Annotated in this window: 15 protein-coding genes and 1 pseudogene; 1 reads left to right on the top strand and 15 read right to left on the bottom strand. The window is 71.6% G+C overall.

Annotated elements, in window-relative coordinates; genetic code table 11:
• Positions 1-586: pseudogene (locus AC5LSR_RS08230) on the top strand (glycogen debranching protein GlgX); the annotation flags it as partial.
• 16 nt (positions 587-602) lie between these two features.
• Here AC5LSR_RS08230 and AC5LSR_RS08235 read toward each other — a convergent pair.
• The 15 genes from AC5LSR_RS08235 to AC5LSR_RS08305 form a co-directional block, all read right to left on the bottom strand.
• Positions 603-860, bottom strand: a complete 258-nt coding sequence (locus AC5LSR_RS08235) for a type II toxin-antitoxin system RelE family toxin (protein WP_250281127.1) — start codon at positions 858-860, stop codon at positions 603-605.
• A complete protein-coding gene (locus AC5LSR_RS08240) occupies positions 857-1315 on the bottom strand; it encodes a type II toxin-antitoxin system Phd/YefM family antitoxin (protein ID WP_250281128.1) in 459 nt (152 codons plus the stop codon). Before AC5LSR_RS08240 ends, AC5LSR_RS08235 begins: the two co-directional genes overlap by 4 nt.
• Before the next feature lie 83 nt (positions 1316-1398).
• A complete protein-coding gene (locus AC5LSR_RS08245; protein WP_493464705.1) occupies positions 1399-2469 on the bottom strand; it encodes a Fic family protein in 1071 nt (356 codons plus the stop codon).
• Positions 2470-2676: 207 nt separating this feature from the next.
• The gene (glgP, locus tag AC5LSR_RS08250; RefSeq protein WP_250281130.1) at positions 2677-5235 is read right to left on the bottom strand and encodes an alpha-glucan family phosphorylase; all 2559 of its coding nucleotides are present in this window, start codon (positions 5233-5235) and stop codon (positions 2677-2679) included.
• An 85-nt stretch (positions 5236-5320) separates the two neighbouring features.
• A complete protein-coding gene (acs, locus tag AC5LSR_RS08255; protein ID WP_250281149.1) occupies positions 5321-7315 on the bottom strand; it encodes an acetate--CoA ligase in 1995 nt (664 codons plus the stop codon).
• Positions 7316-7885: 570 nt separating this feature from the next.
• Entirely contained in the window at positions 7886-8491 is a 606-nt protein-coding gene (locus AC5LSR_RS08260; RefSeq protein WP_250281133.1) for a TetR/AcrR family transcriptional regulator, read from the bottom strand.
• Between the two features lie 198 nt (positions 8492-8689).
• A complete protein-coding gene (locus AC5LSR_RS08265) occupies positions 8690-9610 on the bottom strand; it encodes an HAD family hydrolase (protein WP_493468321.1) in 921 nt (306 codons plus the stop codon).
• Positions 9611-10513: 903 nt separating this feature from the next.
• On the bottom strand, positions 10514-11632 hold the full coding sequence (locus AC5LSR_RS08270; protein WP_250281135.1) for a cysteine protease StiP family protein: 1119 nt from the start codon (positions 11630-11632) through the stop codon (positions 10514-10516).
• A 59-nt stretch (positions 11633-11691) separates the two neighbouring features.
• On the bottom strand, positions 11692-13074 hold the full coding sequence (locus AC5LSR_RS08275; protein WP_493468318.1) for a phosphoribosyltransferase family protein: 1383 nt from the start codon (positions 13072-13074) through the stop codon (positions 11692-11694).
• A 126-nt stretch (positions 13075-13200) separates the two neighbouring features.
• Positions 13201-14388 carry an HpcH/HpaI aldolase/citrate lyase family protein gene (locus tag AC5LSR_RS08280; protein ID WP_250281139.1) on the bottom strand — a complete coding sequence of 396 codons (1188 nt, stop codon included), beginning with the start codon at positions 14386-14388 and terminating at the stop codon, positions 13201-13203.
• A gap of 467 nt (positions 14389-14855) precedes the next feature.
• Complete coding sequence (locus tag AC5LSR_RS08285) at positions 14856-18335, bottom strand: zinc ribbon domain-containing protein (protein ID WP_250281141.1); 3480 nt, start codon at positions 18333-18335, stop codon at positions 14856-14858.
• Between the two features lie 300 nt (positions 18336-18635).
• A complete protein-coding gene (locus AC5LSR_RS08290; protein ID WP_250281142.1) occupies positions 18636-20306 on the bottom strand; it encodes an Hsp70 family protein in 1671 nt (556 codons plus the stop codon).
• A 213-nt stretch (positions 20307-20519) separates the two neighbouring features.
• Entirely contained in the window at positions 20520-21428 is a 909-nt protein-coding gene (grpE, locus tag AC5LSR_RS08295) for a nucleotide exchange factor GrpE (protein ID WP_493468319.1), read from the bottom strand.
• 230 nt (positions 21429-21658) lie between these two features.
• Positions 21659-22354 (bottom strand): TerD family protein, encoded by a 696-nt coding sequence (locus tag AC5LSR_RS08300; protein WP_250281144.1) that lies wholly within the window; start codon positions 22352-22354, stop codon positions 21659-21661.
• A gap of 138 nt (positions 22355-22492) precedes the next feature.
• On the bottom strand, positions 22493-23683 hold the full coding sequence (locus AC5LSR_RS08305) for a DUF475 domain-containing protein (protein ID WP_250281153.1): 1191 nt from the start codon (positions 23681-23683) through the stop codon (positions 22493-22495).
• Positions 23684-24100: the final 417 nt, after the last annotated feature.

Genomic DNA, 24100 nt, shown 5'->3' on the forward strand with positions numbered 1-24100 from the left:
CCCCAGCGCGGACAGCCCGGCACCCGCCGACGGCCCGGCACCCGCCGACAGCCCGGCACCCGCGGACAGCCCGGCACCCGCCGACGGCCCAGCCGCACCCGACCCGGCCGGGCCCGACCCGATGCTGCTGCCGCTGGTCAGCGGCCTGATCGCGCTGCGGCGCCGCTCCCCGACGCTGTGCCGGCGGACGTTCTTCCACGGCGGCCCCTCCACCACCGAGGCACTCGCGGACATCACCTGGTTCCGCCCGGACGGCGCGGTCATGTCGGACGCGGACTGGAACTCCCCGCACGTCCGCACCCTCGTCGCCCACCTGAGCGGAACAGCCCTCGGCTGGCACGCGCCGGACGGCACCGCGGCCACCGGCGACAGCTTCCTGCTCATCCTGCACCCGGACACCGACCCGGTGACCATCGTCCTGCCAGGCCAGCCATGGGCATCCACCTACACGCTGCTGCTCGACACCAGCGCGGACGACCTCGCCGGCTTCCCCGCCACCCTCGACACCCTGTCCCGGCCCCTCGACGCAGGCGAACACCTACCCGTCGCCGGCCGCGCCGTCCTCCTCCTACGCGCCACCGCATGAGCAAGCCAGATGAACATCAACGATAGACATCTCGGCGATGACCGACAGCGACGACTAGGATAATCAGCTCTTTGTCCTGGATGTCATACACAACGCGGTAGTCGCCGGTACGTACGCGCCATTCACCGCCGCCGCCGACCAGCTGCCGGGCGGCTGGCGGACGAGGGTCGTCGGCGAGCAGGTCGATCACAGCCTGCACGCGGCGTCGCGCGACGGGGTCGAGTTTGCGTAACCGGCGGAACGCGGCCGGAGCAATGGTGACCGTATATCTCATTCCAGGCCGAGATCGGCCTTCACCTCGTCCCAGGGAACGGGTGTCTGCCCGGTGGCTGCCATTTCCTCACGGGCTCGCTCGGCTTCGCGGATGTCAGCCATGTCCTCGGCCAAGGCGAGGATGCGGTCCAGGTCGTCGGCGTCGATGACGGCGGCGACCCGCCGCCCGCGACGGGAGAGATAGACCGGCTGGTGGTCGGCGCGGACCTGATCGATGATCGCAGCCAGGCTCTCCCGTGCCTCGGAGACGCTCATTTCAGGCGACACGGTCATAGATCGAACGTACAACAGGCCATCGCTCCGTACAAGCAAGGCGCCAGACGTACAGCCTGTGAACCCGATGAGATCGGCGGGGCTGGCATCCCGGCTGACGCGGTCGCGCGGTGCCATGCCGCGACGATGATCGAGATCAAGCGGATGCGCCCGCCATCCGCCCGAGGCCAGGCCACTCGACACTGATAAATATACTAATCGATCTTGAAATTAGCATGTTTGTTGAATTGTTGGCATGTCCCGCGGGACACACGGCACCTTCGCGTCTACCCGGAGGGGGGCACGGGCCGGTCGAGACGGGTCCAGAATGCCGCCCGGCCAGCTCCGCTGCTGATCACATGGCCTTCGTCCCGCAGCGCGTTCAGCGCGATGCGGATCGTCTGGTCGCTGACTCCCGGCAGCGCCGTACGCACGTCGTCGAGACGGAAGCGGCGGGGAGCGTGCCACAGAATGTGGTCGCGAACCCTGTCCTGCTTGCTGATGCCCGAACGTCCAGCCGCCGCCCGGTCCGCGAAGATGGAGTAGGCGGTCGCGACGGTCGCCGAGAAGTACTCGAGCCAAGGCCACGGATCATGCTGGCTGCCATGCCACCCATGCGTGGACGCGAGAAGGGACGAATAGTATTCTTCGGCACTGTCGGAAATAATCTTCTCAAGGCTGATATATCGGCACATCTGGTAGCCACAGTCGAGCAGCAGCGCATTCGAGATGATACGTGCCACTCGGCCGTTGCCGTCCTCAAAGGGATGAATCACGAGAAAATCCAGCGCGAACAGGCCCACCAGCAGAACCGAATGGTGATCATTTTTGTTGCGCGCGATCGAGTAACGACTGGTCAGCTCGGCCAGAAAGTACTCGGTCTCGGACGCGGGTACCGGGACGAAACGCAGAGTCACCGTTCCGTCCGCGGCCCGGTCCACGACGAGGTTGTCCTGGGCCTTCAGCGCGCCCCCGCTCCCCTGGGTGCGCCGGAAGAGCAGGCGGTGGACATGCAGCAGAAGCCCCGGGTTGACCGGGGAGAAGTCCTCACGGTAGACGTAGTCGAGCGCGTCCCGGTAACCGGCGAGTTCCCGTTCGTCCCTGGTCCGCAGTCCGCCGACCTGACCGCGGATGATCCGCTCGGCCCGTTCCGGACTGTCAACGGTCACGCCTTCGATCGCCGAGGATGCTGTCACACTCAGCACCCGAGCCCGGTCCGCGAGCTGGTCGAGCAGGCCGGGCATCTGGATGCGGAAGAGCTGCTCGGAACCGGCTCCACGATCGATGGCACTCAGGTGCTTGACAACTCGTGACGGAACATGATCAAGTAGCCGGTCAAGATCGGCAAAGCTACGCACGGAACCCTCCTCCCAGCCAACAAATATACTAATCGATCTTGGAATTAGCATGTTTGTTGGATTGTTGGCATGTTCCGCAGGGCGCGACGCGTGCGTAGGGCACCCGGATGAACGCATCGAGTGAACGAATGAGCAGGCCAGCGCGGCCCTGTGCCGGCCTGCTCGTCGGCTCCGGCGGCCGGAGCCGACGGAGCCGACGGAGATCGTTCAGTCGGGGTTCGCCACCAGGCCGAGTTCGGCCGGTGAGGCGAGCAGGGGGTGCCGTGGCAGCACCCGGACGGTGTAGCCGAAGGAACCCGTCCGCCGCAGCGGGATGGTGCCCTCGAAGCGCAGGCCACCGCCCTCGCCGGGGCCGACATGGGCCAGCGGCAGGGTGGCCGGGCCCAGCAGCCGGTCGGACTCGTCGATGCGCCCGTAGGACGCCTCGACCTCCACGTCCGCCAGCTCCAGACCACCGAGCTCGACCGTGGCACGGACCACCAGCGACTGGCCGACCTGCGGGGTGTCGCCGAGACCGGCCGAGTCGACGTTGACCACCCGCACCCCGGGCCAGGCCGCCCGGACCCGCTCCTTCCACGCCGCCAGGTCCCGGGCCCCGTGCGCGCCGTCCGCCGAGGCCGCCCGCGCCGAGGCGGCGGCGGGGACGTAGTAGCGCTCGACGTACTCGCGCACCATCCGGGTGGCGAGCACCTGCGGCCCGAGGGTCGACAGGGTGTGCTTGACCATCGACGTCCAGTCACGCGGCGGCGTGCCCACGCCGGCGACGTCGTAGAAACGCGCGGCGACCGCGTTCTCCAGCAGGTCGTAGAGGGCGGCCGACTCGATGGCGTCCCGGCGCTCGGGATCCTCCACGCCGTCCGCGGTGGGGATCGCCCAGCCGTTACGGCCGTCGAACATCTCGTCCCACCAGCCGTCCCGGATGGAGAGGTTGAGACAGCCGTTGAGCGCGGCCTTCATCCCCGAGGTGCCGCACGCCTCCAGCGGGCGCAGGGGGTTGTTCAGCCACACGTCCGACCCGGAGTAGAGGAAGCGTGCCATGCCGATGTCGTAGTCCGGCAGGAACACGATGCGGTGGCGGACCTCCGGGTTGTCGGAGAACTGCACGATCTGCTGGACGAGCTGCTTGCCGCCGTCGTCGGCCGGGTGCGCCTTGCCGGCGATGACCAGCTGGACCGGGCGCTGCGGGTGCAGCAGCAGCCGGGTCAGCCGCTCGGGGTCGCGCAGCATCAGGGTCAGCCGCTTGTAGGAGGGCACCCGGCGGGCGAACCCGATCGTGAGGATTCCCGGGTCAAACACGCCGTCGACCCAGTCCAGCTCGCCGGGGGCGGCGCCGCGCTGCAGCCAGGACGCCCGCAGCCGGCGGCGGACCTCGGCGACGAGGCGTTCCCGCAGCTCACGGCGGGTCGCCCAGACCGCCTCGTCGGAGATCTGGGAGATCTTGGCGAAGCCCTCGCCCCCGTCGTCGAGGGGGGACGGGCCAAGCTCCCGGTCGGCCAGTTCGATCACGTTCCGGGACACCCAGGTGGCCGCGTGAACACCGTTGGTGACCGAGCCGATCGCGACCTCGTCGGGGTCGAAGCCCGGCCACAGGCCGGCGAACATCTCCCGGCTGACGATCCCGTGCAGCTGGGAGACCCCGTTGGAGCGCTGGGCCAGCCGCAGGCCCATGTGCGCCATGTTGAACACGTTCGGGTCGGACTCGGCGCCGAGCTCGAGCACCCGCTCGACGGGCACGCCGGGCCAGACGTTGTCCGCGCCGAAGTGGCGGGCCACCAGGTCGCGGGGGAACCGGTCGATCCCGGCCGGCACCGGGGTGTGGGTGGTGAACAGCGTCCCGGCCCGAGTCGCCTCCAACGCCTCGTCGAAGCTCAGGCCGGTCGCGGTCAGCTCCCGGATGCGCTCCAGGCCGAGGAAGCCGGCATGGCCCTCGTTGGTGTGGAACACCTCCGGCTCCGGGGCGCCGGACACCGCCGAGTAGGCCCGCAGCGCCCGCACCCCGCCGATGCCCAGCAGCATCTCCTGGAGCAGGCGGTGGTCGGTGCCGCCGCCGTAGAGCCGGTCGGTCACGCCCCGCTCGGCCGGCTGGTTGTCCTCGACGTCGGAGTCGAGCAGCAGCAGCGGCACCCGGCCGACCTGCGCCTTCCAGATCTGGGCGTGCAGGGTGCGCCCGTCGGGCAGCCCGAGCGTGATCTTCACGGGGTCGTCGGCGGCGTCGGTGAGCTGGGTCAGCGGCAGGCCGTGCGGGTCGATGCCGGGATAGCGTTCCTGCTGCCAGCCGTCCCGGGACAGCGACTGGACGAAGTAGCCGGCCCGGTAGAGCAGGCCCACCCCCACGATCGGCACGCCCAGGTCGCTGGCGGTCTTGAGATGGTCGCCGGCGAGGATGCCGAGGCCGCCGGAGTACTGCGGCAGCACCTCGGTGATGCCGAACTCCGGCGAGAAGTAGGCGATCGCGCGCGGGGCGTCGGGCAGCGACTGGTACCAGCGCGGCGCGGTCAGGTATTCGTGCAGGTCGTCAGCGGCGTCGTCAAGGCGGCGGACGAAGCGGCGGTCGGCTGCGAGGCTTTCGAGGCGCTCATGGTCGACCTCGCCGAGAAGGCGCACCGGATCTCCCTTGCAGGTGCGCCACAGCTCGGGATCGACCGACTCGAAGAGATCCAGCGTCTCCGGGTGCCACGACCAGCGGAGGTTGAGGACGAGCTCCCCGAGCGGGTGAAGCTGCTCGGGGAGCTGCGCGCGGACGGTGAAGCGTCGAAGGGCTCTCACGAAATGGTCAGCCTAGACAGCTCGGACGGGCTTCTCCCACCGGGGGGCTCGCGACCGGAGGCGGATGATCCGGCCGGTGGCCTCATCAGTCGTCCGGGCCGGCTTGGGCGATCTTGCCTGCCAGGGCGGCCATCACGTCCGGATCCCGCAGCGTCGTGACGTCCCCGAGCTCGCGCCCCTCGGCGATGTCCCGCAGCAGCCGCCTCATGATCTTCCCGGACCGGGTCTTGGGCAGGTCGTCCGCCCAGATCACCCGCTTGGGCCGGGCGAGCTTGCCGATCCGGGTGGCGACGTGCTCGCGCAGCTCGGCGACGGTGGCGTCGTCGCCGAGCTGGTTGCCGGTGAGCGTGACAAAGGCCACGATGGCCTGGCCGGTGTGCTCGTCGGACTGGGCCACGACCGCGGCCTCCGCCACCGACTCGTGCGAGACGATCGCCGACTCGACCTCGGCGGTCGACAGCCGGTGCCCGGACACGTTGATCACGTCGTCGATCCGGCCGATGATCCAGAAGTAGCCGTCCGCGTCCAGCCTGGCGGCGTCGCCGACGACGTACACGTCCCGGCCGAACCGGGAGAAGTACGTCTGCACGTACCGCTCGTCGTCCCGGTAGAGGGTGCGCAGCATGGACGGCCACGGCTTGGTGATCACCAGGATGCCGGTGCCCTCGGTCACCGGTTTGCCGTCCTCGGACAGCAGGGCGGGGAAGATCCCCGGCAGCGGCGTGGTGGCCGAGCCCGGCTTGGTCGGCGTCACGCCGGGCAACGGGGAGATCAGGATGGCGCCGGTCTCGGTCTGCCACCAGGTGTCGACGATGGGGCAGCGGCCGCCGCCGATCACCTTGTGGTACCACAGCCACGCCTTGGGGTTGATCGGCTCCCCCACCGTGCCGAGCAGCCGCAGCGAGGAGAGGTCGTGCCGGCCCGGGTACTGCGGGCCCCACTTGATGCAGGTCCGGATGGCGGTCGGAGCGGTGTAGAAGATGGTGACCTTGAACTCTTCGATGATCTTCCACCAGATGTCCCGGTCGGGATAGTCCGGGGCACCCTCGAACATCACACTGGTCGCGCCGTTGGACAACGGCCCGTAGACGATGTAGGAGTGGCCGGTGATCCAGCCGACGTCCGCCGAGCACCAGTAGACGTCGGAGTCCGCGTCGAGGTCGAAGACCAGCCGGTGGGTGTACGTCGCCCCGGTCAGGTACCCCCCGGTGGTGTGCAGGATGCCCTTGGGCTTGGCCGTGGAACCGGAGCTGTACAGGATGAACAGCGGATGCTCGGCGTCCAGCGGCTCCGGCGGGCACACCGGGTCGGCCCGCTCGAGCAGCTCGTGGTACCAGACGTCCCGGCCCTCGCGGATCGGCGCCGCGATCCCGGTGGAACGGACCACCACGATGTGCTCCAAGGCCTTCAGATCGCCCAGCTCGGCGTCCACGGCCTCCTTGACAGGGGCGGTGCGGCCCTTGCGGCGGGCGCCGTCCACGGTGATCAGGACCTTGGCGTCGGAGACCTCCATCCGCTCGCGCACGGCGGACGGGGCGAAGCCACCGAAGACGACGTTGTGCACCGCGCCGATACGGGCGCAGGCCAGCATCGCCACCGCGACCTCGGGGATCATCGGGAGGAAGATCCCCACGACGTCACCCTTGCCGACCCCCAGCTCCTTGAGCCCGTTGGCCAGCCGCTGGGTGTCGGCCAGCAGGTCGGAGTAGGTCACCCGGCGGCGTTCGCCCTCCTCGCCGACCCAGTGGAAGGCGACCTTGTCCCCGCGGCCGGCGGCCACGTGCCGGTCCAGGCAGTTCGCCGAGACGTTGAGCCGGCCATCGCTGAACCAGCGGTAGAAGGGCGGGTTGCTGTCGTCCAGCGTGGTTGTGAACGGCGTGTCCCAGTCCAGCAGGGTGCGGGCCCGCTCCGCCCAGAAGGCCACCGGATCGGCGGCGGCCGCGGCGGCGTCGGAAGCCTGGTACCAGCGGGAGACGAAACCGGGCGGTGGGTCGAAACGCTCCACCGCCAGCAACTGGTCGAGTTCGCGCTCCAGGCTGAGCTCGTCGGTACCGACGCTGTCAGTACCGACAGCGTCCAGACCGGTACCGTCCGCCGTGCTGGTCACATGCCCTCCTGATGGTCCGGGGACCCTGATGATCCGGGGATGGTGCCGCCGGCAGCGCGGAAAAGAACACGATCACGCTACCTTTGGATCTCCGGAAGCGATGTCGTCTCGTTGTCGTCTCGCCCGCATTGGGTGTACCACGAAGTGCCGGCCGTATACAGCGGTCAGTACCCCGGCGCTTTCCAACAGTCGCGCCGCCCGTTACACGGTGTGAACCGGCACCCCGTCGGCCGGCAGTTCGCCCCGGCCGGCGCGCAGCAGGAAGAGGATCACGAGGAACGCGGCGAAAAATATTACCGCGCTCCACATGAACGCGGTCGTGTATCCCGCGATCAGGGCCTCGGCCTGGGCGGCCGGGCCGAACGCCGCCCCGCTCCGGCCGGAACCGGCGGCGGGATGATGTCCTCTTCGCCTCCCGCACGGTTGCGCGCGTGGTTTCCCGCACGCCGCCGACGGCCGGTGCCGCCTGTGCGTCAATACGGTGAAAAAGGTTCGATCATGTTTCCGCCGCGGCGCCGGCGTGCCGTGCATGCCCGGGAACATTCAGCGGCCCACTGTCATCAGCGGCAACAGGATGTCGTCGACCAGATGATGAATGAACGCATCGTCCAGGGCCTCACCGGTGATCAGGAGGCGGAAGAAGATCGCAGCGGGAACCAGCTCGTTGAAGACGCCGACGGCTGTCGGCGAACACGGCTCACCCCGGTCGACGGCCCGCTGCACGATGAGGGCGGCCAGACCACGCCCGTCCCCGAGCATCTGGGCCCGCAGCGCCGCCGCCAGGGCCGCGGAGTCGCGCATGGCCAGCACGACACCGGCCATCAGGGCGGCACCGCCGTCGGCCAGGCGCCTGACCTTCTGACGGATGATATCGATCATGTCGCCGCGCAGGCTGCCGGTGTCCGCGATGACGACGTCGTCGACCGCCTGGCGACGGATCGCCTCGACGACGAGCTCGTCCTTGCCCGCCCAGCGCCGGTAGATCGTCGCCTTGCTCGCCCGAGCCCGGGCCGCGACGGCGACCATGCTCATGCGCTCGTAGCCGACCTCGGTGAGCAGCTCGAGCGCGGCGTGCAGAATGGCCTGCTCACGGGCTTCGTCGCGGGGACGCCCACGTACGGCGCCACCCAGGCGTGCCGACACCGCCATGGTCGTGACCCCCTCCCGCCGCCGACCACGTTCCAAAACAGTACCGTACTGTTCCTGAATTAGGATTAACGTAACAGATGATTACAGATAGCAACGGACGCCTGGGCGGCGCGGGCCTGACAGCCCGCGGACGCACGAAAAGCGCCGCCGTGCGCGACAAGCGTGATCGTGACGTCTCCGGCCTGGCGCGCGGCCGGCTCAGCGGCCGGGGCCAGGCCCAGCCGCAGGCCCAGGCGCAGGCCCAGGCGCAGGCCCAGGCGCAGGTGCCGGTCCCGCGGCGGCGAGCCCGGCTTCGAGGATCTCGAGCAGTTCCTGCCCCCCGCGCAGGCCCGAGACGGTGGTGACCCGCAGGTTCGGGTGCGTCCACCGGTGCTCGTCCAGCTCGCCGTGGGCGGGGCGGACGGCGAGGTCCGCGGCGGCGAGCATGCCCGCGTCCAGCAGTGAGTCCCCCGCGGCGGCGAGCCTTGCCGGCGCGGCCCGGCGCATCACCTCGGCGAGGGCCGCCTGCTTGGTCAGCCCGGCCGGTACCAGGTAGACCTTGCGTCCCTGGACGGACAGGCCCCAGCCATCGGCCGCCAGGCCCGCCGCGAGGCCGGACAGGTCGGGGATGCCGTCACGCTCGTAGGCGACGAGGTAGACGAACAGGCCGTCGGCGACCCGGCTCACCCGGACCCAGCCGTCGGCGGCGAGCCGCTGCGCGATGGCCCACACCTCGGCGAGCGGGCGGGCACGGGTGGCGATCCGCTCCCGGATCCGGGCCGCCCAGGCCTCGTCCGGACGGCCGTCCACCAGCAGGTGGCCGCCGTTGGTCGTGATCGCGTACCGGGGGCGGACACCGAGATCGACCCGTTCGTACTGTGCCCGGGTACGGGTGGTGACCGGAACGAGGGTCGCCGCGGCGTGCAGCCTGGCGATCAGTTCGGCGGACGCGGCGGTGCAGAACGCGGCGGGCTCGCCGTCGATGTGCTCCACAGTGACCAGCTCGGGTTCGACCGCACCGGACGGGAGCCGGAAGGAACGCCTGCTGTAGATCAGCGTCTGGTCGAGATCACAGGCGACGACCCAGCGCGCGCCCGGCAGGGCCGCGGCCGGGGACGGCGCGGGCGTCCATGTGCTGATGGCCCGACTCTACGCCACGGGCCGGCCGACATGCCGCGCAATCACACGCATTGTCCGGACACGGGAACCGTCCGGACACGGGAACCGGACGGGCCGGGGCCTGTCCACAGCCCGCTCGGGTGGGTGGCAGTTGTCCACAGGCCGCCGCGCGCTGTTCCATCCGGCCGGCACGGCTGCGAGCCTGACAGACATGGCCCCGGACCCCGGCCAGCATCCCTGGCAGCAGCATCCCTGGCAGCAGGATTCCTGGCACCAGGATCCCTGGCGGCAGCATCCCCGGCAGCAGGATTCCTGGCGGCGGTATCCCTGGCAGCAGGCCGCCGACAGCCAGTGCGGCGTCATCGCCGTCCGCGCCGTCGTCGCCGCCGGCACGAGCCGCTCGACGATTCACTGGCAGGTGCGGACCGGACGCTGGCAGCGCCCCATGCCGGGTGTGCTCGTGACCCGCCCGCAGCCGCCCACCCGGATGCAGCTGCTGTGGTGCGCGGTCGAGTCCATCGGGCCGCACGCCGTCGTCGGCGGCGCCTCCGCGGCCGCCATGGGCGGCCTGCGCGGCTTCGACGACGAGCACATCACCATCGTCGTGCCGGCCGGGCGGCATCCCGCCCCGCGGCCGGGCGTCGTCGTTCACCACAGCGCCCGGCTGGGCCCCGACGCCGTGCACCCCCACCTGCGTCCACGACGGACCAGGCTGGCCCGCTCCGTCGTGGACATGGCCAACTGGGCGCAGCGGCCGGAAGCCGTGTACGACATCATCGCGTCCGCCGTCCAGCAACACCTGGTGACGGTCAGCGAGCTGCGTGCCACCATCAGGGCACGCGGGCCGATCCCCCGGAAAACCCTGATCCTTCAGGTGCTGGACAGCCTGCGCGATGGAACATCTCATGGCGACGAAACACCCTGTCACGACGGCCTGGTGAACAGCGCGCGGTCGGGCGTGCCGTCGGGCGGCTTGATGATCCCGACACACGAGTACGGCAGGTCGGCCCTCTCCTCGACGGGCACGCCCTTGGCCTCGCACAGGGACAGGACATGAGGCAGCTCCGCCAGCCGCTCGGGGGTGACGACGACCTTCCAGGGCACCCGGCGCAACAGCACCCTGGTGGTCTCGCCGACCCCGGGCTTGACCAGGCCGATGTTGTCGATCCCGTACTCCTTCGCCAGCGTCTCGACCGCCTGCCAGCCGGCCCAGGTCGGGGTGCGCTCCGCCGGCCGCGAGACGCCGTCCGCGACCGCGGCCGACGCGGCGGGGAACGCCTCGGCAACGGTCTCGACGTAACGGCGGGAGTAGTCCCGGTCGGCGAGGTGCCGGTAGTACTTCGCCCCGTGGAAGTCGGCCGGGCCGATCAGCGACCGGTTCAGCACCGTCCGGCTCACCAGGCCGCTGACCGTGGAGTTCAGGCAGCTGTGCGGGATCAGGAAGTCGTCCCGCGTCCCGTACAGGGATGTGCAGTGGCCGGGGTCGGAGATGACCGCCATGGACGCGTCCAGCCCGAGGCCGCGGGCGGCGGTCTCGAGCACCCGGAGAATGGCGCCCTTGCCCGTCCAGCCGTCGACGAACTGGAGGCTGCGCCGGTCGTGCCGAGCGAGGATCCAGCGCATCGCGTTCTCGTCGAGCCCCCGGTCCTTGATGATGGAGACCGAATAGTGCGACAGGTCGAGCCCGTGCCGCCAGCGGGCCCAGCGCCGCATCAGGATGCCGGCGGGCGTGCCGGCCCGCGCCAGCGACACGATGACCGGCTCTCCTCTGCCCGCGAGCACGAGTTCGGTGGCGATGCCGACCGCGGTGGCGACCCGTACCGCCGAGCGGGCCAGGGCATCCTCGAACAGGGCAAGGTAGGCCTGCGACGGTTCGTATTCGACCGGCAGGTCCTCGGAGTAGTGGCGGCCCTTGGAGAAGTCCTCCTCGCGGTCCTCGGTGGGGCGTTCCAGCGGGATGTCGCTGAGGTCCTTCAACAGGAAGGTGACGTCCGCCGGGTCGTAGGAGCCCGAGCCCACCGTTCCCGGGATGACCGGCCGCACCGCGCTCCCGGACGCGTCTGCGGGGCTCCCGGCACTCCCGGCGCTCCCGGCGCTCCCGGTCAACGCGCACCCCCGGCGCTGTCGGCCGACAGGGCCAGCGGCCGGCCGGCCGGCCCCCGCGTCGGGATCGTGACCACGGTGACCGGCGCGCACCGGCGCAGCACCCCGGCCATCCCCGACACGTCGGCCGCCCCTGACACGCTCGCCCCGGCCGTCCCGCTGGCGGCCCGCCCGTTCGCGGCCGAGTCGACCACCACGACGATGTCGTCGTACAGGCCGGGCCGGACGTTGTACACATGGCTGGCCCGGCCCGGGTCGTCAGGCGCCGGAAAGGTCCGCGCGCAGCGGATCGCGTAGCCGTCGGCGTCGATCGGGTGGACCGGTGAGCGGGTCGTCGAGTGGTAGACGACCTCGCCAGGGACGATCCGGTCGAGCGCGTCACCGATAAGTAGCGGTGTGTACATGAGCTCCTCGGTGCCGAGCACGAGAACGCGGCCCGAGGGCCTGTTCAGCGCCTCGGCCACGTCCTTGGCGACCAGCGGCGCCACCTCGGCGAGCAGCGCCCGGTCCGGCCGTGACCAGCCATGGCGGGCGCCGTCGGGAAGATCGTCAGGCCAGTCGGGTGTCACACGGCGCACCGGAGCGGGCTCCCCGCAGGACCATGGCCGGCTGCCGTCGGCGTCGGCGCCGGCGCCGTACCGGGCTCGTATCCGCTCGGCGCGCGCGGTCACGTCGTCCGGGACGGTCACCTCCCCGGCCAGCAGCGACACCACCCGTACGGACACGCCGAGACGCTCCGCGAGCTCGTCGAAGGCGCGGCGGGCCGGCGCCGGCCGGGCGTCGAAAAGCGTGGCCACCGTGTACGACGGCCGGGGCGCGAACGCGTGCAGCGCGCGGATCGTGCCCAGGGCGGTCCGGCCGGTGGACAGCTCGTCGTCGACGAGCACCAGCGGCCGGGGCGCCCGCACCAGCTCGGGATCGCTCGGCATCAACCAGTGGAAGGTGGCATGCGAATGCGCCTCGTCGAAGTCCAGCAGCGTGGTGGCACCAGGAACGACCCGGCGCGTGGTGTGCAGGTAGTCGCAGCCGGCGAGGCCGTCGGCCACGGTGTGCCCGAGCGAGGTGGCGGTCTCGCAGTAGCCGAGCACCAGCGGCGCCACCGCCGCGGCATCGCCCCCGGCCGCCCGCTGGTCGGCGCGGACCCGCGCGGCCAGCAGATGGCCGGCCGCGACCGACCGCGCCGGGCGTACCGGCAGATGCTTGCCGAGCACCCGGCTGACCAGCAGATGGGCCCGTCTGGGGTTGCGCCGCAGCGCAAGGCCCACCATTGCGTCCAGCCCCCCGCCGACCACGTCGGCCCGCAGCCGGACATCGAGCCCCAGCTCGTCCCACAGCCATCCCGAACCGTTCGACGGCACCGCGGCACCATCCGCCAGACTCACACGACCTCCGTCCTCAGCAGCACCCCGGCCGGCATCGCCAGCGGGGTCTTCACCAGTTCCGGTAGTTGCGGCCACCCGTCCGGTGGCGGCCACCCGCCCGCCGGGCGCTCGCCCGCGCACTGCCGGTCACAGTGCGCTGGTCGCCGCCAGCACGTCGACGAACGTGTGCCCCTCGCGCAGGACGCCGAAGGCCCGGGCCCGCCGCAGCACCCCCTCGGCCCAGGCCCGGTGGGGCCGCAGCTCGTTCATCTTGTTCGCGTAGCGGCTCGGACGCACGCCACCGCTGTCGTCCGCGAGAATCGCCATCGCGTCCGTGTACTCCTCGTGGGTGGCCACGTGCAGGGCGTGTACGGCGGGCACATGGCTGGGATGGATCACTGTTTTGCCGAGCAGCCCGTTGGCCTTGTCGAGCACGACCTCGCGGATGAGCCGGTCGAGATCGGCGGAGACGAGCCGGGAACGCATCCGCGCGCCGTCCGCGCTGTCGCCGACGAGGTCGGCCTCCTCGAACGGCGTGACCCGCAGCGCGCTGACGAAGAGCCGTTCCGGCTGCGCGAAGTACTCCCAGACCGGCCCGCTCACCACGTGCTCCCCACCGCGGCCGCACACGTTGACGATGTCGGCGATGCAGTCCCGCACCACCGCGATGTCGTAGATGGTCAGATCACGGTCCCGGCGCAGCCCGAACAGGCCACAGAGATCGGTCGCGCCGATACGCACGGCAAGAACGATGTCGGCGTGCTTGTCGACGAGGTCGCGCACGCCCAGCAGCGTCCGCTCCCGGGTCTCGCGAAAGATGATCTGAGGGCTTTCCAGCACGGGCATCGCCCACAGCGGCCGGGCGAGCCGGTCGGAGGCCCGCACGACCGCGGCCAGCGCCGCCACGCCGCCCTCGGGATCGAACTTGGGCAGCACGAAACCGCCGAGCATCCCCGACGCGTCGGCGTCGAGCTGGGCGACGACGCGCGATATCTGGTCGGTGTCACGCACGCGGACGAACAGCAACGGCGGCCCGCCCGCGGTGGCCGGCGGATTCCCACCCAGGTCGCGCAGCGCGGTGATGATGTTCGCCTCGGCCGCGGGGACCTCGTGGTCGGCGATGGCGTCCTCCAGGCAGAGCACCATCGACGTCACCCCGGCGGACACCTGGCGGCGGACGTCCGCGGCCAGCGTCGGGCGGGTGCCCGGGGCGTAAAGAGTCGCCCCGAGCGCCGTTGCCACCAACAGGCGGTCCGCGGCCGGCGGAATCTCCTCGGGCAGGCGGTGAAACAGCGCATCCGCCCGGTCCGCGGCCAGGAAACCGAAGTGACGCACCGGTCGAACCCCCTGTCGTCGGACCGTTCACTGATCGGGGCGGCCGCACATCGTCATTTGCGGGGCGCCGGACTGGCCAGAACCTACAGCCACCGCCACCGGCGCCGAAATCCCGCACGCTGTTGTCATCGGCTGGACAACCTGTTTTCACATGACCACGACCGTGGCGAACGAGATCGCCACCGACCGCTGGCCGGGCCGCCGACTGCCCGCGGCAAGGTATCAGGGCAGGTCGGCCAGCCCGGCGGATCACCATGACGAATCAGGCGGCCGCCGGGCCACCCGCGCCCGGGTATCCGCGCACACCACGCCGCCGGCCGGTGACCGTGGGCGCGGCGTGTCATGCCGGGCGCGCATTATCCGATTACCCGCCGCCCAATACATTCACCGCTGATCCGTTCGCTATTGCGCGTTATTCGCGACGCGCAATAGCGGGACGCTTGCCCGTGACGGCCGGGCGGACGGGTTCACCGCAGCACCAGGGCGTCGTCCGGAGGATGCCGCAGCACGACCTGCGCGGCCTGCGGGCCCGGAAGCAGCCGGATGCCCCACGGCAGCCGCGCGCCGTCCAGCGGGACCTCCACGGTGTGCTCACCGGGTGTATGTGCCGCCTCGTGGGCGGGCACCCGGGCGAGCACCTGCCCGTCCTCCCGGGTCTGCGGCGGGATCGTTCCGGACCGGGCGACCAGCAGCAACTCGGGCAGCAGCCCGTCCGCGCGCACCTGTACGCGCAACGTACGACGACGCCAGCCCACCCGAGCCACCATATAACTGACCGTCGCCGCATCCTGTTGTATCTGTTGCTGCTGCGGCTGCTCCCGCTGTTCCTGCCGCGGCTGCTCCTGGTGTGGCCGCTCCTGCGGTGGCTGCTGGTCCGGCTGGGCCGGCGAGCCGGTCCCGGCCGGCGGGCCCGTGGCGGCTCCCGCGCTCCCGGCGGCCCGTTGGCCACCGGAAGCCACCGGATCCGCGAGGGCCGGGGGATCCGCGAGGGCCGGGGGATCCGCGAGGGCCGGGGGATGCGCGGACGCCCATTCCTCCTGGTCACCGGCCGCCGGGGCCGGGAGGCCCACATGGAGCGGCGGATCCGGACGGGCATCCCGCTCCGCCCGGACCGCCAGCCGGGCCAGGATGCCCGTTCCGGGCGGTACCGCGGCCAGCGTCCCGCCGATGCGTACCAGCGGATAGCAGACGATGAAATACGCCGAGCCGTCCGGCGGCGCGGCCAGGTGCCAGCCGCCTTTCATCTCCAGGCTCGCGCTGGTGACCTTCGCCTGTTCGGCCTCGGGATCGCCGGGCCCGGTCGGCGGCTGGTCCCGGCGCCACAGGACCCGGGCCTCGGTGATCCCCGGCGGCATCCGGAAGGACAGCACGATCTCCTCGCCGCGGTCGTCGGCACGCAGCTCCGTGATCTCCCCGACGACCAGGTGCCGGACCGCCCTGCCGACCACGGCCCGGCCGGCCAGCACGGTCACCGGGACGTACTCCAGCTCGCCGGCCGCCGACAGGTCGACCAGGTGGCCGCTGTCGCTGGACCCGACCAGCCGGGCCGGATCGACGATCCGCGCCAGATCCACCTCGGCGTCCTCGGCCGCGAGCGGATGCCCCGGCGGCAGGCCCGGCGGCGAGCTCGACAGACCCGACCGCGAGCTCGGCTGCCCTCCGCTCGAGGGCACCGCGTAGATCCGCACCTCGCTGCCCACCGGCGCGTTCCAGCGCAGCATGGTGCGGCCCGCGGCGGCGGTGATCTGCAGATCACGGATCGCCGGTGGACGCGGGATCACCGTCGCCATGGTCGACGCCCCGCCCGTGCGCGCGGGAACACCGCCCGCGTCGTGGAACTCGACGTAGACCTGATAGCGGTAGGTGACACCTGCCTGGACGGTGGAGTCGACGTACTGGCCGGCGTTCGCCCTGATCCGCCGCGTCGGGAGCCGCACCGGCGACGACTCGTCCACGGCCCGCTCGATCGTGACCGCGTCCACCGGGCCGTCCAGGCGCCAGGACAGCTTCACCGCGTCACCGATCTGCTCCGCGCGCAGCTCGGTGACATCCCGCATGACCACGAGCCCGGGTGTGCGTACCGGTACCGACCGCCGGCTGCCGGCGATCGCGGTCACCTCGTAGCGGACCATCAGCCCCACCGGTACCCCGGCGTCGACGAGCTCCGTGGACCCGGTGGTGCCCAGGCTGTGTTCCGACGCGACCATCCGCTCCGGGCCGCTCGCGTCCCCGAGCAGGCGGACCACCCGGTAGGACACCGGAGCGGCGCTGGACAGGCAGGCGCGCCACCGCAGGACCACCCCGCCGTCCTGCTCGGCCGCGGTCAGCTCCCGGGGCGGGTCGAGGGGCAGCGCGGCCAGCGCCGCCAGTGCCTCGCGGCTGTCCGCCGCCGTGGCGAGCACCGCGGCCAGGGCACTCTCCTGGTCGGGGGCGGGCAGCACCCGGGCCGCGGCGACCCGGCGGTGGATGACGTCCTGATGGGCGGCGAGTTCGGCGAGCACCTCCTCGGGGGTGCGCCCGTCCGGGCCGGGCACGTCGCGGGCGTGGGAGACCAGCCACCGCGCCCCGTCGGTGGCGGCGTCCGCGCGCCGGGCCTCACGGTTGTCCACCAGCGCCCGCCAGCCGGCGTCGGCGGCGGCCAGCGCCGCCTGCACCCGTGCGTCGAGCTCTTCGGCCTCCCGCGCGGCGGCACCGTCGAGCAGCGCCAGCACCGGGCGGACGGCGGCCAGCAGCTCGCCGGCCTGGCGGGCCCGGCCGGCGCCCAGCGCCCGGCGGATGGCGGACACGGCCTGGGCGGCCTCCCGTGCCTGGCGCACGCTCTGCCCGCAGGAACGGCAGGCCACCGCGGCGGCCTCGGTCTCCCGTCCGCACGAGGGGCACGCGGTGTACAGCTCGGTGTCGCAGTAACGGCAGATCCGCGAGCCGTCCACCGGCTCCGGGCGGCAGCACTGCGCGCACACCACATAGTCGAGGAAGACCCCGGTCGTCACGGCCGCGCCCAGCTCCCGGGCGACGCCGAGCAGCAGGGTCTTGGCCTGCGCCGTGGACAGGCCCGACCCGCTCGAGAGGATCTCCCGCACCAGCCCCTCGAACGCGGCCGGTCCCAGTTCGCCGTCGAGAACGATGTGCTCCTCGACCCGCCCCCGGATCTCCTCCCGGGCGTCCGCGGCCAGGCCGGCGGTGTAGGCGGCCGGATCCCCGTCCAGCAGCCTGGTGCGCACCTGCGCGAGCAGATCCGCGATCACCGTCTTCTCGTGGTCGTGCGGGCGCCGCTGGTTGCGTTCCAGCGCGATCTCGTAGGCCGCCCTGATCCGTTCCGGCGGCGAGCCGGCCGGGACCCCCAGGAAGGCCCAGAGGGAGGCGGTGGCGGCCCTGCTGCCCACCCGCAGCTGCCGCAGCTCGGTCAGACGGTCCCGGATCTGGCGGCGCACCCCCGCGGCGAGGGGCTCGGCCCCGTCCCCCCAGCCGTCCTCGATCACCTGCTCGCCGGCGAGAACCGCGTCGAACTGCTCGGTGGTCACCCCGTCGGCCGCCGCCAGCCGGCGCAGCCCGGCCACCCGGGAACGCGGCACCCCGCCGAAACGCTCACGTACGGTAGCGAGATTGCGGGCCACTTTCGCCAGCCGTTCGGCCTGCCCGGCCTGGCGGGCCGCCAGCACCCGGGCCCGGAGCTGGTCGCGGGTGGCGGCGTCCAGCAGCGGCGCCTCCCACTCCGCCCGCCGCCGCACCAGCGTCGCCGCGAGCGACGCGTACCGGGTCGCGTCCCGCTGCCGTTGCAGGAAGGCCATGACGGCGGCCAGCTGCTCGCGTACCTGCGCGTCGGTGTGGACGGCATCCGGATCGAGGGCCGCGACGAAAAAAGGGTCATCGAGATCCAACGTGGAGCGGCGGTGCAGCTCCGCCAGCACACGCTGGCGGTAACCGCTGCCGTCGAACGCCGCGCTCACCGTCCCACCTTCGTCCCGTCCCTGCCGCGGGGCAGGTGAAACCCGTGTCTGTACAGCCCGTGCCCGTCCTGGGCGCGGCCTGGAACGTTCACCATATGTACTGGACGAGGCAATGCACCGGCCAGAACTGCACCTGCCCGCTCCTGGTGACACCTCACACAGACACGGCCCGGCGGGTGTCCGCGTGGGTGCGGGTGTCCGCGTGGGTACGGGTGTCCCCGTGGGTATGTCTGCGGTGGATGCCGGCCGTCCGGATCAGCGCCCGCGCCGGCCGGCATCCACCGCAGACCCTCCAGGCCGTCAGTCGCGCTGCTTGAGCAGGGTGACCTTCCTGCCCTCCTCGTCCCGCATCGCCTCGCTGCCGACCCCGGCCTTCACCTGCAGGAGCAGGGGGTCCTTCGCGCCGGGATGGGTGGCGGTGACCCGGATGGTCTGGTCCGGGCGCATGAAGAAGGTGACCTCGACGGGCGTGCCGCGGGGATGGCCGCCCGGGATGCCGGCGATGGCGCCCTCGACGATCACCTTGTTGTCCTCCGGCAGGGGCGACTCGGCGCTCGTGCCCTGCTCGAACACGCGGATGTCGACCTCGGCCTGGTTGTCGGAGACCGTGTAGAAGGTCCGCGTCACCTCGATCGGCAACGGGTCGTTGCGGTGCGCTAGGAAGGCGGCGACCGTCTTGCCCCTGTCCTCGGCGAGGATCCCGAAACCGCGCGAGGTCACATTTACGATCTTCGTTTTCACCAGGTCCACCACGGCGGTGATGTCCAGCCCGAGGCTGTCGGCCGCCCCGGACGCCGCCTGCCGCACGTCGGTCGCCTCGGCCGCCTCCAGGCCCTCCCCCTCGGCAAGCCTGCCCTTCGCGACCAGATCGTCGATGACCTGGCGTTCCAGCTCCTTCTTCTGCCCGAACACCGCCGCGCCCTTGGCCACCGCGAGATCAGGATCGACGAGCCGGGGAGCCAGGCCGAACTTCTCGGTCAGCTTCCGGGCGATGACAGGGGTCTTGCTCATCCCCCCGACGAGCAGGCAGACGTCGACGTGGTCGACCCCGCGCTCCTTCGCCCGGTCGAGCACCGAGCCGGTCAGGTCGAGCGTGCGCTGCAGCAACGACGCCGTGATCTCCTCGAGGTCGGCGCGGGTGACGGTCACGCTCGTGCGCCGGCCGGCATGGACCACCAGCACGTCCACGCTCTCCCGGCCCGAGAGCGCCAGCTTCGCCTCCTCCGCCGCGGTCAGCAGCTCCTGCTCGTCGTAGACGTCGTCGAGCGGGTCGCCGGCGCCGGGCTGCGCCTCGATGAACTTCTGCGCGAGGAAACGCACCAGCTCGGCGTCCCAGTCGGCGCCGCCCAGCTCGTGGTCGCCGTCGGTGGCAACCACCGTGATCTCGTTCTCCGACAGCCGGATGACCGTGGTGTCGAAGGTGCCGCCGCCGAGGTCGTAGACCAGCACGGTGGACTCCGCCGCGCCGCCCCGCGCGAACCCGTAGGCGAAGGCCGCCGCGGTCGGCTCGTTGATGATGTCGACGACGTTCAGCCCGGCGAGCGTCCCGGCGAGCTTCGTCGCCTTGCGCTCCTCGTCACCGAAGTAGGCGGGCACGGTGATGACCACATCGGTCACCGGGGTCCCGGTCACCCGCTGCGCGTCGGCGGCCAGGGCCTTGAGCACGAGGCTGGACACCGCGGGAGCGCTGTACTCCTCGCCGTGGACGACGAACCGCCAGTCCGCCTCGCCCATGTGCCGCTTGACCAGGCTCGCCACGTCGTCCGGACGGATCCGGGCCTGCCGCTTGGCCTGCGTGCCGACGACGAAGCTGACCTCGCCGCCGGGCGACTCGTCAAAGAGCACCACCGACGGCGTGGTCGGCTGCGACTCGATGTTACGGATGACGTCCGGGCGCCCGTACTCGTCCACCTGGGCGATACACGAGTACGTCGTTCCCAGGTCGATCCCGAACACCTTCGTCCGCGTCATGTAGCTTCCCTCCGCCAAACCGCGGCCACCGCCCAGGGCCCGGGCGCACGAAGAAAAGCATCGCGCTGCCGCGGCCCACGGTCAGGGGCGCCAGGCCCCCGGGCCCACCGGGCCGGTCCCCGGCACCCGGATCCGGCCGGGAACCGGGCGCACGAGAACCATGGCCGCGCCGTTGTTGGCCCTCTTTGTCGGCCTTCTGCTGTTGTCGGCCCCCTAGTGTGCCCGAAAGACCTCCACCTCGGCTGGGCGCACCACGATCGACTCACCGCGGACGAAGCCGGGTCTGACGGTCCGGGCGATCGTCCGGTCACGCTTGGCGTCGTCCGTACCGATACGGCGCACGCCGACGTGCCGGGCCGGGTCGAAGGGCATGCCCACGACCGCGGTGTACGGACGGACGTCCACGGCGACGTCCATGATCTGCAACAGCTGCGTACGCAGGATACCGGCGACGCTCTGGCCGTCGTCCGCGCCCAGGCTCGTCATCTGGTCGTGCAGCCGCATCAGGCCCCGCAGCAACGGTGACATCGCCTCGGTCAGCTCACCCGCCCGCAGCCGGGTGTTCTCGGCGTGCAGGCGGTCCACCAGGTCGGCGTCGTGACGCCGGAGCCTGGCCAGCTCCTCGAGACGCCGGGCCAGCTCGTCCAGGCGGCCGGCGACGGCGGTGGCCGCGGGGCCCTCGGCGTCGCCGTCGCCGACGGCGTTCCCGGCGGCAGCCCCGTCCGCGGCCCTGCCCTCGGCCCTGTCCTCGGTCTTGTCCGCGGCCCTGCCCTCGGTCCCGGTCTTGCCCTTCTTGCCCTTGGCCCTGCCCTCAGCCGCGGCCCCGGCGGCGGCCTCCTGCCCGTCAGCGATCCCGCCGGCCGCGCCAACCGCGGGGGGCCGTGCCGCGGGCTGCTCGGGCTCGGCGGCAATGGTCACGGCCGGCTCCGCCGGCGGGAGGCCGGCCGGCGGGAGGCCGGCCTGCGGATGATCGGCCGGCGCGGGGCCGGTCGCGTCCCCCGGCCGCACGGCCGGCGGGGCGTCACGCCCGTCACGCCCGTCATCCCCGGCATCCCCGGTGCCGGCCACGATCTCTCCCGGTTCCGCCGGGCCCGTCCCGTCGCTGTTGTCACCCGGTGGCACCGGACGTGGCGTACCGGCCACCAGCCCGTGCCGTGGCCGGGATGTCGAAACGGGCCCACCGCCCGTGGGCGGTACCGGCACCGGCCGGCTCACGTCCGCTTCCACTCCCCGGCTGCGCGCAGCCACATCTCGTCGTCCCCCTGATCATGCTCCTGGCTCCCGGCCCTGTTGCCCGTTCGCCTTCCTTACACGCCTATTCGCCCAATATTCTCCTACTCGTCCGCATGCGCCTACTTGCGCCCCGGAGTCCAGTTCAGTCCCCAGCCGAAGGCCTGGTCGAGTTCCTGGTGGCTGCCGACGTAGCGCACCTCCCTGCTCACGATGAGGTCGTTGCCGCCCTGGTTGGTCAGCAGCGCGATCGCGCACATCCGGGCGCTGCCGGCCCGCTCGTCCAGCCGGACCTCGATGGGCGCGCCCCGCGCCGGGGTGAGGGTCACCACCGCGCCGGCCTGGTCGAAGTTCGGGACGCCGGAGTAGATGAAAGCGAAGATCAGCAGACGGCGGATCTCCGCGACGTGGGCCAGGTTGACGAACAGGTTCTCCCCACCGGCGGAGGCACCGGTGCGGTCATCGGCGTCGAGCTGGACGTACGGGTGCGCGTCGAGGGAGCCGAACGCGTTACCGAGCGCCTGCACGACCCCCTTACGGCCGTCGGTGAGCTCGTACAGGCTGGCCAGGTCGAGGTCGATCCCGCCCTGCCCGACGCTCAGCACCCGCTTGAGGAAGCCGCCCTTGCCGCCGGCGCCCGCCGCGCCCTGGGCGTTCCAGTTGAGGTTGACGTGCAGCCGCCCGCCGCCGCCCTGCTTGCTCAGGGAGACCGAAGGTGCACCCTTGGTGAGAGTCACCTTGTTCAGCGATACCCCGGGCGTGCCGGGGGACGAACCGGCGGATGAGTCGGTGGAGCGCTTGCTGTAGTCGATGGGCATGTTCCGCTCCCTTGTGGTGGTCGTCCCGGCCCTGCCGCCGGCTCGCCGTGACCCCCGTGGTGGCACATACACGATCAAGAATCTTCGCTGTCATGGGCGCCGCCGTCCATGGGCGGCGCTGTCATGGACGCACGACTGTCATGAACCGGCAGTAACGATCTCACGCTGCCGTTCGTCCGGGCCGTCGCCCTCGTCCGCGCCGGCACGCCGCTCCTTGTTCCGGCGCAGCAGAGAGGAGATCAGGGCGACTCCGATGAACCCGACACCGACGAGACCGGTGATGATCTCCGGGACCTCGGTCTCGATGCTGACAGCGAGGATCACCGCGAGCGCGCCGATGGCGTAGTGGGCGCCGTGCTCCAGGTAGACATACTCCTGCAGGGTGCCCTTGCGGACGAGGTAGACGGTGATCGACCGGATGTACATGGCGCCGATACCGAGCCCGGCCGCGATGACGAAGATCTTCTGAGTGATCGCGAAAGCGCCCACCACGCCGTCGAAGGAGAACGACGCGTCCAGGACCTCCAGGTACAGGAACAGGAAGAACGCGGCCTTCCCCGACGCGAGGACCAGCGTGTTGGGACCGCCTTTGCCGCCGGCCGGCCCCGCCGCGGGCGCGGTCCCCACGGGAGCCACCGCGGTGGCGTCGTCGGCGTCCTGCCCGGCGTCCTGCGCGTCATCGTCGTCGGCTCCCAGGCCGCGCGCCTCGAAGAACTCACCGAGACCACGCACGCCCAGATAGGTGGCGATACCGGCGACACCGGCCGTGAGCACCTGCTGGATCGCGTCACCGGAGAACGCCTCGGCGACGATGAGGAGCGCGACGAGCCCGACCACGACCGACAGCACATCGAGGTGCCCCGCCCTGCGCAGCGGCTCCTCGATCCAGCGGAGCCACTGGACGTCACGTTCGGGGTCGAACATGAAATCCAGGAAGATCATGAAGAGGAAGATGCCACCGAAGGCGGCGATGGCCGGATGCGCGTCGTGCAGCCGGGCCGCGTACTCGTCCGGGTTGTTCAACGCGAGGTCGAAGACCTCGATGGGGCCGAGATGCGCGGTGAGCGCGACGATGACGATCGGGAACAGCAGGCGCATCCCGAATACGGCGATCAGGATGCCGACGGTGAGGAATATCCGCTGCCAGAACTCGTTCATCCGGCGCAGGATCGTGGCGTTGATGACCGCGTTGTCGAACGACAGGCTTATCTCCAGCACGGCCAGGATGGCGACGATCGCGGCCGTCTCCGGGCCGCCGAGCACTCCGGCCAACGCGACACCGACCACGGTGACCGCCAGCGACCAACCAAAGATTCGCAGGGCATGCACGAGGACAGGCACCCTTCCTCCGGACCGGGTCTGGCGCGGTACCGGGAGCACCACCCACCGCGCCTCGACCCCGGTCCGGAGCATCGAGGCATCACGTCAGCCGCGCGTCGGCCCGGGCCGGGCGCGGCGCGGGTCATGGCCATGTCCTGACCATGACCGCACAGTTACCCCGCACAGTTACGGGTACCCCGCCACGGGTGCCCCGCACAGTCACGGGGCCGCCTGGCCGTTGACCGCGATCCCGGGCATCGTAACCGGCCGAGCCGGCACCGCCGGGTAACCGGCCAAACCGGGACCACCGGCGCCCCGCACGCGGGCACGGGCCGTCAGCACGGCGTCCGCCCGCCGCCCACAGCCCGCCGGGCCTCGCCCCGTCCAGCCCGCCGGGCCTCGCCCCGTCCAGCCCGCCGGGCCTCG

Source organism: Protofrankia sp. CiP1_Cm_nod4 (assembly GCF_982290645.1).